Annotated in this window: 9 protein-coding genes; 5 read left to right on the forward strand and 4 right to left on the reverse strand. The window is 45.9% G+C overall.

Annotated features, from left to right (window positions below; translation table 11 throughout):
* The first annotated feature begins 19 nt into the window (after positions 1–19).
* The 5 genes from X939_RS0119155 to X939_RS0119175 all read left to right on the forward strand — a co-directional run bounded on the left by X939_RS0119155 (position 20) and on the right by X939_RS0119175 (position 7,334).
* Positions 20–1,330 carry a NarK family nitrate/nitrite MFS transporter gene (locus X939_RS0119155; RefSeq protein WP_025764898.1) on the forward strand — a complete coding sequence of 437 codons (1,311 nt, stop codon included), beginning with the start codon at positions 20–22 and terminating at the stop codon, positions 1,328–1,330.
* 41 nt (positions 1,331–1,371) lie between these two features.
* Entirely contained in the window at positions 1,372–4,914 is a 3,543-nt protein-coding gene (locus X939_RS0119160; RefSeq protein WP_025764899.1) for a nitrate reductase, read from the forward strand.
* Between the two features lie 11 nt (positions 4,915–4,925).
* A complete protein-coding gene (locus X939_RS0119165; RefSeq protein ID WP_025764900.1) occupies positions 4,926–6,392 on the forward strand; it encodes a rubredoxin in 1,467 nt (488 codons plus the stop codon).
* A 40-nt stretch (positions 6,393–6,432) separates the two neighbouring features.
* Positions 6,433–6,897, forward strand: coding sequence for a nitrate reductase associated protein (locus X939_RS0119170; protein ID WP_052353502.1), 465 nt, complete (start codon positions 6,433–6,435; stop codon positions 6,895–6,897).
* A 251-nt stretch (positions 6,898–7,148) separates the two neighbouring features.
* Positions 7,149–7,334 (forward strand): hypothetical protein, encoded by a 186-nt coding sequence (locus X939_RS0119175; protein WP_025764902.1) that lies wholly within the window; start codon positions 7,149–7,151, stop codon positions 7,332–7,334.
* Positions 7,335–7,420: 86 nt separating this feature from the next.
* Here X939_RS0119175 and X939_RS0119180 read toward each other — a convergent pair whose 3' ends face one another.
* The 4 genes from X939_RS0119180 to X939_RS0119195 form a co-directional block, all read right to left on the reverse strand.
* The gene (locus tag X939_RS0119180) at positions 7,421–8,440 is read right to left on the reverse strand and encodes an endonuclease/exonuclease/phosphatase family protein (protein ID WP_025764903.1); all 1,020 of its coding nucleotides are present in this window, start codon (positions 8,438–8,440) and stop codon (positions 7,421–7,423) included.
* Between the two features lie 73 nt (positions 8,441–8,513).
* A complete protein-coding gene (locus X939_RS0119185; protein WP_025764904.1) occupies positions 8,514–9,980 on the reverse strand; it encodes a SusD/RagB family nutrient-binding outer membrane lipoprotein in 1,467 nt (488 codons plus the stop codon).
* 10 nt (positions 9,981–9,990) lie between these two features.
* Complete coding sequence (locus X939_RS0119190) at positions 9,991–13,557, reverse strand: SusC/RagA family TonB-linked outer membrane protein (protein WP_025764905.1); 3,567 nt, start codon at positions 13,555–13,557, stop codon at positions 9,991–9,993.
* 123 nt (positions 13,558–13,680) lie between these two features.
* Complete coding sequence (locus X939_RS0119195) at positions 13,681–14,712, reverse strand: FecR family protein (protein ID WP_025764906.1); 1,032 nt, start codon at positions 14,710–14,712, stop codon at positions 13,681–13,683.
* Positions 14,713–14,764: the final 52 nt, after the last annotated feature.

Consider the following 14,764-nt stretch of genomic DNA (forward strand, 5'->3'; position numbering starts at 1 on the left):
CTCTATAAACGAAAACACCATGAACAAGCCCCTTGAAAAATTAAACATCTTTAGTTTTAAAGGTGTTCAAATGCGCACCTTCCATCTTTCCTGGATGGCCTTTTTTCTATGCTTCTTTGGCTGGTTCGGTCTGGCTCCTCTCATGTCGGTAATTAAAGTCGACTTAGGTCTTACTAAAGACCAGATTGGCAATATTATTATTGCTTCCGTTGCGGCCACGGTAGTCGCCAGAGTTTTGATTGGGAAACTATGCGACACCTGGGGCCCTCGCAAAACGTATTCAGCCTTAATGGCCTTTAGTGCCATACCTGTACTTGGAGTCGGCTTGGTACATACATATGAGAGTTTCTTGCTATTCAGGCTGGCCATAGGAGTAATAGGCGCCTCATTTGTCGTCACCCAATACCATACTTCAGTAATGTTCAGTAAAAATATCGTTGGTACAGCTAATGCAGTGGCAGGGGGCTGGGGCAATCTGGGAGGCGGCGTAACCAATATGGTCATGCCTTTGGTATTCGCAGGCTTTGTCGGCCTGGGCTATCTGCCTACTCAGGCATGGCGATTAGCTATGATCATACCCGGCCTGATGCTCCTCGTATTTGCTGTACTCTACTTTTATTATACGAAAGATACTCCAGAGGGCAATTTTGACGATTTAGAAATAGATCCGAAAGCATCACCCAAAACCAAAGGCAGCTTACTCACCGCAGCCAAGGATATCAGAACATGGGCTTTATTCCTAGCTTATGCTGCATGTTTTGGCATAGAAATTACCTTTGACAATGTAGCAGCCCTATATTTCTTCGATCGATTCGATACCAGCCTGGCCATGGCGGGCATGTTAGCGGGAACATTCGGGCTAATGAACCTCTTTGCCAGAGCTTTAGGGGGTATTTTTGCCGATAAAATTGGCAGGAAATATGGTATGATTGGTAAGGGGCGATTGCTGGCGCTATTCCTTGCAATGGAAGGTATTGGCATCGCTATGTTCGCCCAGAGCAACAGTCTGGTAGGTGCAGTGCTCATGATGCTCGGCTTTGCCATGTTTCTAAAAATGGCGAATGGTGTCACCTATGCCATTGTTCCTTTTATCAATCAAAAAGCGATCGGGTCGGTCAGTGGTATTGTCGGTGCAGGGGGTAATGTCGGTGCAGTAATGGCCGGATTTCTGTTTAAGTCCAGCAGCATCAGTTATGCCCAAGCCTTTATGTATATAGGAGCCGCCATAGCCGTAGTAGCCGCATTGGTAGCACTCATCGATTTCAATAAGACACGCAGCGAAATAGCAGTGGGTAGTGGTGAACTGGAAACAGTAAAAGTACCCCGTTAGTACGCACCAACAAGCTTTTTCAACTAAACCGTAAATTTCCTATGAACTCAGCAAAACCTCAACCCTCGACCTGTTGCTATTGCGGCGTAGGCTGCGGAGTGCTCGTACAGCAAGAAGCTCAAGGTCAGCTATCCCTGAAGGGCGACGAAAGTCACCCTTCTAATAAGGGCATGCTTTGTTCAAAGGGAATGAATCTCCATTATACGGTAATGGATCAGTCGGACAGGATCTTATATCCCCGCATGCGCTACCACCGGAGCTTACCTATGCAAAGAGTCTCCTGGGAAGATGCGCTTTCACGGACTGCGGCCGTTTTCAAAACCCTGATCAAAAAGCATGGTCCCGACAGCGTAGCGTTTTACGTGTCGGGACAGTGCCTGACCGAAGAATACTATCTGGTCAATAAGCTGATAAAAGGCTTTATTGGTTCTAATAATATAGATACCAATTCCAGATTATGCATGAGTTCGGCCGTGGTGGGCTACAAACTGTCATTGGGAGAAGATTCCGTACCTGTCTGCTACGACGATTTGGAGTTGGCCGATGTACTGTTGGTAACAGGGGCAAATCCGGCATGGTGCCACCCCATATTATGGAGGCGTATTGAGGCCCACAAGGCCGCCAACCCTCATGTGAAAATAATTTGTGTAGATCCACGAACTACCGACACGGCACGCTCGGCAGACCTTCACCTTCCTATCAGGCCGGGTACTGACGTACTTTTCAACCATGCCATCGCCAAAATCTTAATAGACCAGGGCTATGCAGACATGTCGTTTATCGACCGGCATACAGATGGTTTTGAGGCACTTCAACAAATTCTGGCAGACCTATCTGTGGCCTCTGCGGCCGAGGCTTGCGGCGTTACGGAGGCAGATCTTCGACAGACTGCCGAGTGGATAGGGCAGTCCACGGGCTTTATTTCATTATGGACGATGGGGCTCAATCAGTCTGTGGTTGGAGTGAATAAAAATCTATCCCTGATCAACTTGCATCTGATTACCGGACGGATAGGCACAGCCGGCAACGGCCCCTTTTCACTTACCGGGCAGCCAAATGCGATGGGGGGAAGGGAAACGGGCGGGCTTGCCAATATCCTGCCGGCACATCGAGATGTAACCAACCCCAGCCATCGCAAGCAAATGGAAGATTTTTGGGAAAGCCCCGTAAAAATAAGTGATCGACCCGGGCTAACGGCCACCCAGATTATGGAAGCACTCCATGATGGTCGTTTGAAGGCCTTATGGGTAATCAATACCAATCCGCTGGTAAGCATGCCCGACATTGGTTTCGTAGAAAAAGCCATGAATCATTCCAGCTTCGTGGTCGTACAGGATATTTCGGAACGGTCGGACACAGTCGCTTACGCCGATGTGGTGCTTCCGGCAGCAGGGTGGCTGGAGAAAGAAGGCACTATGACCAACGCAGAAAGGAGAATAACCTACCTTCCCAAAATTTTAAAAGCCCCGGGAGAAGCCCTTCCAGACGTAGAAATCATCTGGCGTTTTGCTCAAAAAATGGGTTTTGAAAAGGCATTTAGATATGAAAAAGCAGAGGAAGTGTATCTGGAATATGCCCGTACTACAAAAGGTACCAGCATAGATATTACGGGCGTAAATTATCAACTATTAAAGGAAAGAAGAAGTATACAATGGCCATTTCCAGAAAGCGGTGCAAGCCTTCCCGTTCTGGGCACTGCCCGGCTATTTACTGACCATCAATTTTACACCGATAACAAAAGGGCCAAAATTCATGGCGTGCCGGTAGGGAATGCTTCAGAACCAACCGATGGCAATTTTCCTCTAGTATTAACGACCGGGCGTATCCGCGATCAGTGGCATACCATGACCAAAACGGGAAGGGTAGCCAGGCTTAACAGGCATATTTCGGAACCATTTTTACAGATTAACCCTATAGATGCAAAGCAACGTGGTATAGAAGAAGGTGCCCTGGTACTCATTACTGGTAGAAGGGGAAACGCACGAGTAAAGGCTCAGCTAACAGAGGACGTGCGTCCTGGACTTTGCTTTCTTCCCATGCATTGGGGTAAAATGGCAGGAGGTAATTTTAGCAGGGCTAACAACCTAACCAACAGCCTGACGGACCCCCGATCGGGAGAGCCTGATTTTAAGTACACGGCTGTTGAGGTGGAATTGTACCAAAAACCTGTTGAAAAAATTGTAATCATAGGGGCAGGCTCGGGTGGATTAGGCTTTATCAATCACTACCGCAGCCTGAACCGTACGGACGAAATCGTAGTGTTTTCTAAGGAAATATATCCTTTTTACAATCGAGTTATGCTCCCGGACTATCTAAGCGGAGAACAAAGCTGGGATCAGCTTGTGAAGCTTCGGGAAGATCAGTTCCAACTGTCAGGAATCACCGTTTATAAAGGCAGAGAAGTTCGGCATATCGACAGACAGCGCAAGCTCATCTATGACAGCGAAGGCATGGAACACAGCTATGATAAATTGATTCTAGCTACGGGGAGCAAGGCTTTTATACCTAAAGGAGTGCCCCGTATGCCCGGCATTTTTAATATGCGTTCGAGACTGGACGCCGACACTTTATTGCCCTTTCTAAAAACAGAAAATCCACATGCGGTAATCGTTGGAGGAGGCATTCTAGGCCTGGAACTGGCGGCTTCCTTGAGTAAAACCCACTGTGCTGTAACCGTCATTCAACGCAGTGGGCGATTGATGGAACGGCAGCTAGACCCGGTAGCCAGCGAACTCCTCTATCAGGAGCTTATTGAGAGAGGCATAGAAATATTTTTCAACGATGAAGTCGCCACTTTCCAGGGGACCAACAGACTGGAAGGATTACGTTTAAAATCGGGAAGAAAAATTTCCTGTCATGCGGCCATACTCGCTATTGGCACGGTGCCTGTTACCGATCTGGCCAGGCAAGCCGGTCTGGAAATCCAAAGAGGAGTCCTCGTCAACGATTATCTGCAGACTTCGGATCCCAGCATCTTTGCCGTTGGAGAAATTGCCGAATGGAAAGGACAGATGTGGGGCATCACCCTCGCCGCCGAACAACAGGCAGAGGCAGCGTCATATTTTATCGCCGGAAATATGGCAAAACCTTACCAGGGCAGTACCTCTATGAATATCCTAAAAATAGAAGGTCTACAAGTATGCAGTATAGGTATGGTAGAAGTACCTGCCAACGACCCCACTTACGAAGAAATTATATTCATCGATAAATCGAAACGCTATTATAAAAAATGTCTCGTTCATGCCGACAAGCTAGTAGGCGCAACCCTGATCGGCGATAAAAATGAATTTTTGACCTTTAAGGAACTCATCTCTGAGGGGATAGAACTCTCCGAAAAGCGACTGCAGCTTTTGCGATCTAGTCAGAACGCGGAGGCAGTATTGGGGAAAATAGTATGCTCCTGTAATAATGTAGGAATGGGCAATCTGGAGAAGGCTATTGCCAGTGGCTGTCTGGATTTTAAGACCTTATGCACCACAACGGGAGCTGGCACCGGCTGTGGTTCCTGCCGCCCGGAAGTCAAATCTATTCTGGATAATATGTCGGAAAAAGAAATGGCAGAAATCACCCTTTCCAACCCTTAATTCATTTGCATATGCGCGACTACTTTATTTTTAAGATCAATCTTCCAGGAGGAATCGTATCGCCCGGCACTTTGTACCATATACTTAAACAGGCTTACCAGCTAGGCGTTCGGTATGTACGGGTGGGGTCCAGGCAAGAGCTGTATCTCGAAATTCATAATGACGAGGTACGACTTTTAGAAAAAGAACTAAAAAAAATGGATTTGCATTATGAAATAAATACCAACCGCACTCCAAACATCATCAGTTCATATTGTGGGGAGGAAGTTTTTAGAACAGGCCAATGGTTGGGTCCGCAGGAATACCATACCATACTGGACAGTCTGGACTATAGCCCGACTATGAAGATCAATATTTCGGATAGCAACCAGAGTTTCACGCCCTTTTTCACTGGCAATCTCAATTTCATTTCCTCTCAAATTCCGCATTACTGGCATTTATATTTGCGAAAACGACAGCAAAATACCCTTCACAAATGGCCCGAACTGATTTATACCAATCATATTGGCCAGGTGGCGGCAGAGCTGGAAGAAATATTAAGTAAAAACCCTGACCTCACCCCAGAGAATTTACAGCCCCTGGTGCAGCAGAGCAAACCCTATATCGCCCTTCCCCCGGGGGTAGATTTGCAACTTCCTGCCTTCTCACTTCCCTATTATGAGGGTTTTAATCGCTACGAGTCCCGTACCTGGCTAGGGCTCTATCAGCGCGACGAGCAGTTTCCTATCGCCTTCCTGATGGACCTCTGCGACCTGTGTCTGCGTAGCCGTATTGGGGAAATTTGCACTACACCCTGGCGTTCCTTGATTATTAAAGGTATAGAAGATCAATATAGGACTCAATGGAGTACGATTCTGGCAAAACACCATATCAACATGAGGCATTCGGCCAGTGAGCTCGCCTGGCAGACAGAGGAATACGCACCCGAAGCTAATCTTCTCAAAAAACGGATTTTAAGATATATGGAACGGGAAGACACCCGTACTTTCGGCCTGTGTTTCGGTATACAGACCCGCCCAAAATCTGAAGTCTTCGGCTCCGTTTTAATACGCAAGCGAATGAAAGTACGGATTGGCCCCTGGGCTCTATTTCCCGTATATGATATTTTCCATACCGACCAGTTTAACCCGAACAATCGATCGTTGATCCCCTTTGAATTGGGGTTATGGAAGGCCCAGCTTCCCGGTCAAATCGAGAAACTCTGCCGCCGATTTAACAATCAACGTTCTTATGACGAACAGAATAGGATGGTTCAGCAGCCTGCCATGGAAGAAGTGCTTCCCATACATACGGTCTTCGAATGCCCTGAATGCCTCAGCCATTATGACCCTCTACATGGTGATCCTCTTCAAGGGATCGACCCCCATACTGCTTTTACAGATTTACCGGTAGAATATTCCTGTTTGCTTTGCGGCGGCTCGAAAGATGAAATGACCGTAAAGCAGATCGCAGCCAATAACTCTTACGGTTCTAATTAGTTGCTACTACAACCCACTTCCATATTCAACTCCCCAGACCATGCCCCAGCCTATTTACTTCGATTTTGAAACCGATTTTGTGAGTACCCTGCGCTGCATTCCTATGATTGTTCGGTACAAATTAGATCGATGTCTGATTAAACTTCAATTGTCTCATTGGGCAAAATTCAGCAGGGAAGACAAAGAACTGATGGCAGCCCTTCCTTGCGAATCAGCTATGGAGATCGGTCAGTATGCGGTTTTGGTTCAATCTCTTGTTACAAAAACGGGAGCACCCAAAGCCAATAGTCTAACGCATGTGGAGGCGAGCTGGGAAGACTTAAACCACATACCTACCAGCGTACGAAAAAAAGCAAAAGAATACAATAGCATCTGCCCTACCCTGGTTCAGTGGCAGAGCCTAACCGAATTAGAACGTTTCGCTTTAGTAAAATTAAGCCAATCGGGACATGAAGCTGCCAACTTCCCTAAGGCCCTTCAAGAGTTTGCTATCTATTGCAGGTAGAACAAATATCAGTCTAGAATTTTAGGAGGGAAGGATCTTCAGGCACAAATCAAAATATTTTCTACAAATATTTAGAACCAATACTTACTCAATAGCGAAGTATATTCCTTACACTTCAATAATAATTACATTCACCCCATTTCTGCCGCAGGACACCCCATAAGTTTTATGACAGAGATCATGCTATCTATATTTGTAATGTTCAACAGACAAATAATTTGTCATTCCTTTACACATTAACTAATTAAAAAATGAAGACCAGCGAAGATACGATTGAAGAACTAGAAAGATTACTAGCAGCATACATCGAGGAAATTGACCGGTCCAACCTGCAGTCTCTTTCCGCACAAATGTATACCACGCAATCTATTAATTTTGTAAGGTGGGTAAAAGGAGACTATGTGCCCAAAGGACGGGTAAGCAAAGCAATGGCATAATCCCCCCTCATTTCTCAACGAAAGATATACGCAATAAGCCCACCGGACAGAATCCAGTGGGCTTATTATTTTACCATTCTTTTCCCTTACAAGGATTTTTTCGAACGGAGGTCCTTTTTAGTGAAGCGGGCCATTACGGGCAGATGATCACTGATCAGCCTCATGGTATCGGCATCGAAGAACGTTACCACTTTGGCCCCCCCATCCAATATTTCCGCCTGCATATTTCTATTCACTAAAATATAATCCAGCCTTCTGCTAGGAGAGTTGGCCGGGTGCGAGAGAACTTCAGGGCTTATGGTATCGACAAAAATATTTTTCAAATCGGTTTTCGATGTCACCAAGCTTATTTCTTCGCTATCGGGAGTAGCATTCAAATCGCCTGCCAGCACCATATTCTTCTCAGGATCGAGCAGTAGGTGCTTATTAAAATTTTCTGTTAGCAAGGCCAGTTGTCCCTTTCGCATCGCAATATCGCGGGCAGACCGCCCAGCCTTCAGATGAACACCGGTAAGCAGGAAAGAATAATTGTCAGCCGGAAAGATATCGATTGACCACATGCGGGTATTGAGTTGATTCTGTGTTTCCGGCTTTCCTTCCTCATTCAAATATCCGGGAAGAGCGGTAGTAGCGGAGCCATAACCATTGATGATACCCATTGGAAATCGACTCATTACCACCACATTCATATACCAGTTAGGACTGGGAATATCGGCAAAGTACCGGTAGCCCATTTCCGACAAGGAGTCCTTTGCTAGTTTCTGCAGAAATTTGGCGCTCTCAAATTCCTGAAAAACCAGCACGTCGGCGTTAGCCTTTCGTAGCGACTGCATGAGCAAACCTACCCGTTCCGGCATATTCTGAGGGGGGTTATTCTCTCTTTCATTATCAATATAGGGGTCATCAAACCCATCTACAAAATGCTCCACATTCCACGAGAGTATTTTGAACGTAGAATCGCCAGGATAAGAATAATCCAAGGGTTTAATAATAGCGCTACCTGTCCCTATAGCCTGAGCCTGTTGCTTCGATGGGATTTGGATCGTTTTTTGGGCACATGAAGCCCCTATTAAGCATAAGCAAAATGCTTGTATTAAATTCTTCATAACTAAAAATTACTCATTAAATTGAGGAGACAGAAAATGGCTAAGGTCCGAGGGCGAACCTTAGCCTCGTTATTTATTTAAACCACCAGCTTCCAGAAAGTAATACGTCTCCCTGATCAAGATATACTTGAACGGCCTGCTTATAATTTACTGCGTTAATAGATTTTATGAGGGGCGGGTACACCATTCTTTTCATGATTTGATCGGTAGCCATAGCAGATCCTACATGAAAGACGGGGTATTTTACCCTTTTATAATTGATCCATCCATCGTAGCCTTGATAGTAGAAATTTATGAATTGCTCGCGTAATACTTGCTTCAAAGCCGCATCATAGTCTTTTGCCAGCTGTACGGAGGGCTTGGCCAGATGAGTCTTAACCCCTGCTTCGTCCACACCCCACCACAAACAACTCGACCGGATTCCTGCTTCATAATGGGCCTCGGCATCGCCATCTACATAGCCCCTGAGTATAGCCTCAGCAATGAAGAGCTCGACCTCTGCCCGAGACAGGAGCACCGAAGGAGCACGCACGCCCCTTAAACCGGTATAAGGGGCCGCCAGACCGCTGAATTCACGGATAATATCCGGGCTTTCTCCTGAAGGAACACCCATAAAGATGGGCTCTCCCTGAGCGTCTACATTAACGGGATTTCCATTTTTATCCTTTCCCAGTGCTGCCATAAATGGACGACGGGGATCCAGGGTATTATGTAGCTCCTGAGCAAATGTTTCGGCCAAGGCCACCGATTCTGCCGTACCGGTAGCTATGGTACTTTGCAAACCAAAACGACCGTCATAGATAATAGCACAAGTCTCATCATCTTTTAATATCAACTCCCCCTCTTGGATCAGAGTTGCTATCTTGCTCTTAACTGAAGGATCAACGGCCACCATCTTCATATACATACGTAACTTTAGGCTATTGGCTAATTTTCTCCACTTGCCCATATTGCCCATGTAAAAAGCATCTCCTCCCCGAACGAAATTCCCGGTAGGGCGCACCTGCATCAGGGATAAGGCCTGATCGAGTTTATCCAGATTGGTACGGTACACTGATTCCTGATCGTCAAATTTGGGAGTAAAATTAAGCTGATCACCTTGCATGGCATCGGTATATGGTATCGGCCCGAAAACATCCGTTAAATAAGTAGTAAGATAGGCTTCCAAGACCAGGCCAGCACCTAAATAGTCGTCAAGCTGTTCGTTTTGGGCCCTTAACTTTAGATCGTGCAAATCGTAGAGCGTCCCATAGATATTATCGTAAACCTCCTCCGAGTCTGACCCTTTAAAATCGTAACGGTGACGTTGATCGATCAAGGAAGTATTGGTCCAGTATTGGCCGATATAATTGCCGATATCACCAAAACCCCGAGAACGAGTACCCGCGTCGTATATGGCCTGGGTTAGCAGGGATGCTGCATTGATATTGGTCATACGGGTGGGGTCGGTATTGATTTCCTGGAAATCGTTGCACGCACCCAGGCTTAGAGCCAGGATACTGAGTAGTGTCCAAACACCTTTTTTTGTATGATTTTTCATTTTCTAGGTCTTAAAAATTTATATTCAAATCGATTCCTATCGTACGCATGGAAGGAGAGCCTACTGCTTCTAAGCCAGGTGTTAAAGCTCCGTTATTAACTACGGATAGTTCAGGGTCATAGGAAGGGAATTTGGTCCAGATAAACAGCTCATTACCATACACTCCCACCTGGGCACCTTTCATTCCCCAGAAAGATGGGATATTATAGGCAATTCTGAGATTCCTTAATTTCAAAGAAGTGGTCTTATGGATATTCCCTTCTATCTGATCTCGCTCATACATGGCATTATAATAATATGGAGCCGGCGCAGAGCTGCGATTGGGAACATACTGGCCCGATTCCTTATCCAACATGACCCCATCTCCTATGACACCGAAGCGGCCATCCTGATTCTGCACCCAACTACCAGAGGCCATATCATACTCTGCTCCGGATGGAAAGGGTGCTCCACTTTGGCGACCGTAAATCGTCTTCTCTGACTTACCCGTGTAATTCATCAGAAAATGGGTGATGGAATAGGCATTTCCTCCGTGGGTGTAGTCGAACTGAAACGAAAGACTAAGATTTTTATAGCGAAGGTTATTCACAAGACCTGCTCGCCAATCTGGAAATACATTTCCAAGATAATCCTCTTCATTGTCCCGCTGAGCTAAACCATCTTTAAAGATAATCTGCCCCTCATGCCGATCGTAACCTTTGCCATAGATGCGCCCTAGTTGCTCTCCTGGCTCGGCCTTTACCAATACCCGCGAACCTACATATGAACCAATGACATATACATCGATAACGCCTGGAACGAGTTCCTCTACCCGCCCTCGATTGGTAGACCAATTGGCGGTCACATCCCAATTAAATGATTTAGATTTTATTGCTTTGGCATTTAACTGTACTTCAAAGCCACGATTGGATACTGACCCTGCATTCATCAGTGCACTCTGGTACCCAGAAGCCGGATCTACAGGCAAAGAGAGTATCTGGTCCTTGGTAACGGCCTTATAATAGGTCATATCCAAATTTAACCGGTGATTGAAAAGATGCGTATTAATTCCGAATTCCATAGAATTGGTGCGCTCTGGGCGCAAATCGGGATTGGGCAGTGTAGAAGGATTGCTATACCCCCCGTTGATGGCCGAGGATGAAACATAGTAGCGATTGAGCCGATAAGGATCGGTGTCGGAACCTACCTGTGCATAAGATGCTCGAAGTTTCAGATAGGACAGTACGGAACTTTCAATCCCAGACAATTCGGTCACATCCACGGCCAGGGCAGTAGAGGGATAAAAATAGGAATTATTGCTCTTGGACAATGTTGAGGTCCAGTCATTCCGCCCCGTAATATCCAGGAAAACAATGTCCTTCCACGACATGTTGGCGACCCCATATGCAGAAACCAGTTCTTTTTGTCTCCGACTGTTGCTCACACGAGGTAGTTCTTCTGAATTTTGCAGATTAAAAGCCCCAGGAATTTTCAGGCTGGTAGCTTCTGCATACATGCCATTTCCATTGGTATAGCGATGGTTAAAACCTAAGGTTCCACTGAAGTTAAAATCACCTAATTTCCCGGTTTGTGTCAATATCACGTCGGTATTTAGGAGGATAGTTTTCAGAGCCGTTTCATTATAATTCCCATAGGCATCCCGAGGCTCCGACCAGGCACGTTCGCGAGTACGGAGTTCAGTATAAAAATCGAGACCGGTACGGGCGGTCAGTTGAAGCTGATCCGTAAAAGAATGGTCTAACTGAAGATTTCCAAATACCCGATCCTTATCCAGGGTATTGATCGAGTTATGTAATAACCAGTATGGATTGGCACTTAATGCCCCAATGGTATTCTGCTGTACATCCGTTTGTCCATCGAGCCAGTGTTTATCCTTATACCATTGCAATTGTTCGTTGGCACTTAGCCAGAATACCTGGTAATGCGCATTGGTCCGATCATAGCCTTCGGCAGGTAAGTTTGCCGACGACTGGCGCACATAGTTCACTTTGGTGGCGAATTGGGTCTTACCCGTCTTAATTCCCGAAGAAAGGGATAAGTTTAGCCGGTTATAGCCCGTATTCTCCATGATGTATTTATTACTCAGATGATTGACAGACCCACGGAAATATGCGATATTGTTCCCTGCAGAGACGGAGAGACCCGTCGAATGTGTATATCCGGTTTGGTAAAAATTCTGTTCTATCTCGTTTCCTATCCACGGCGTCTGCCCTCCTGGTTCAAACTCCCAAATCTCATCGCGCCGGGCGGCATCGTAAACAGCCGTATGAGGAGAGTCATATTGATAAAACTTTTGCCCCATAAATTTGGGACCCCAGGAATGTGAGTTCCGGTTCTGAACGCCATCGGGAGAATCCTTAAAGGCGTAATAATCGTTTTCTGAACGGTTTCCAGAGCCAAACATCGTCTGACGGGGGAGCCAACGATTTACCTGCTGAAGGGATGAGGACTGGTTCAGGCTAACTTTTAACCCCTGGTTATATTTCCCAGCTTTGGTGGTAATCATCAAAACTCCATTTACGGCTTGTGAACCGTAAAGAGCGGCGGCTGACGCTCCTCTAAGTACGGTTATATCTTCTATATCCTTGGGGTTTAAGGCAGACAATCCATCTCCATAATCTACTGCTGCACCCAGATACGACTCCTGACCATCGCCATTCTGATCGTTGGTAACAGGAACCCCGTCGATTACTAAAAGGGCTCTATTTTTTTGCATATCTAAGGAAGCTTCTCCCCGAAGTACAATGCGGGAAGAACCCATGGGGCCCGATGAACGGGTGAGCTGCATTCCCGGCACTTTTCCTGCAAGAGAAGTAGCTAAATCAGTATTACCGCCTACATTGATGGCATCGCTTTTCAAATTGGAAACGGCATAACCTAGCGCCTTCGTTTCCCGCTCTATACCAATGGCTGTCACCACTACTTCATTCAATCCGTTGGTGGCCATAACCAGTTGAACATTCAACTCTGAACGCCCTTTTATAGGGATTTCCAGGGTTTCGTAACCGATGAAAGAGAAAACTAATACGGCATTTTCATCCGGGACCGTGATTTGATAGCTGCCGCTTACATCAGAAACTGTACCGATGGTGGTAGACTTTAACAAGACGTTCACTCCTGGCAATGCTTCATTATTGGCCGCATCGGTAATGTTACCTTTAATTTTCAGGCTGGTTGTTTTCGATTCATTGGTGCGTGGAACGACCACGATATTCTCCCCAACTTGCTTATAGGACAGGGTAGTACCGGCCAATAATCCGTCGAGCACCAGGGCGATCTCCTGATTGCGAATACCTTGCTTTTGTACGGTAAAAGGCTTCAACTGTTCTGGATTGTAGACAAACTTTTGTCCGGAAAGCTTTTCTATACGTTTTAAGGCCTCTTCCAGTGAACAGTGATCCAGATTTAATGTGATTTTTTGCCCCTCTACCAGGGTAGGTTCTTTCCCATACGCCGATATCGATGGACTATATAATGCAAGAAATAGTAGCACACCCAATCCTAAGAGAAGGCGTTGCCCTGGCAGCCAGGACGGTTGACCGTGGAGAATATACCGGTTTAGATAATATTTTTTCATAAATTTGAATTGATTTAATAATTATTGCAAATTGTTTCATCTTCCCTTGCTATTGACCGTAGCAAAGGAGACGGGGGCCAGGTCGCTCAGGTGAACCTGGCTCTTAGTTTATCCATAGGCATATTATTGATTAGGTGAACGTATACATCCCTTACCGCTTATAAGCACTCTTTTCTCACTCTTGAATTCATGTTCAGACTCGGACACCAGACAGAGCATATATAAGATTTGCTCTAATGACTCTTGTCCATCAAACCGAGCCGTTACCGGACAACGCTTTATATCAATATTTTGAAAAGTAATTTCCACTTGAAACCGGCGTGCGAGTATTTGAGCTACATCCCCAAATGGCTCCGAATCAAAGATAAGCTGACCGTTTTTCCACTGCTGCATCTGTTGATTGGCTACTAACTGTCTGGTAGAGCGACCACTAGACTTTTGGTAGGCAATTTGTTGGTCCTTAATAAGCTCTCCTATCACCCCGGTCGAATCTGCCACCGACACCTTTCCACTGGCCACTGTAACCTCTATATCGGCCTGCTCAGGGTATGCCCTAATATTGAAAGAGGTTCCTAATACCCGGGTAGAAATGCCTTCAGTATGCACTATAAAAGGCCTCTCTTCATCACGCTGCACCTCAAAAAATGCCTCCCCTTCCAGATAAATTTCCCGTGTGTCACTCAGAAAGGTCTCGGGATATCTAATATTACTAGCGGCATTTAGCCACACCCTGCTACCATCTGGTAAGACGACTTCCCTAGGTGGGCCAATATTTTCAACGACCTTAGCCCTAACCATTTCTGCGTGTGTCCGCTCGTCTGATGCATACCAGTAAAAACCTATGGCGCATATGATTAAAGCTGCGGCTAGCTGTCCAAAATATTTAGCACGTATTTTCCATTTCGGATTATACCCGGCACTACCCTTCTCCCGTTTGTCATTAGCAATTTTTTCAAACACCCGATTTTTGCCCCTTATCAATAGCTCTGGACTTTCTTTTCTTTTTTTGTCAGACCAGTTTTGCTCGATTTCTTTGAACAATTGAAGATTATCCTTAGACTCCTGCATCCAGATCCTTAAGGCGCGCTCCTCTTCTTCCGTACTTTCGCCGGATAGGTATTTCGCTATATTTTCCCAGTTATATTCGTGCTTCATCCTATGCGTTTTCAACACAAGGATCCATTTTAGGGGAAATCTTCCCGTCGAA

Source organism: Dyadobacter tibetensis Y620-1 (assembly GCF_000566685.1).
GTDB classification, from domain to species: domain Bacteria; phylum Bacteroidota; class Bacteroidia; order Cytophagales; family Spirosomataceae; genus Dyadobacter; species Dyadobacter tibetensis.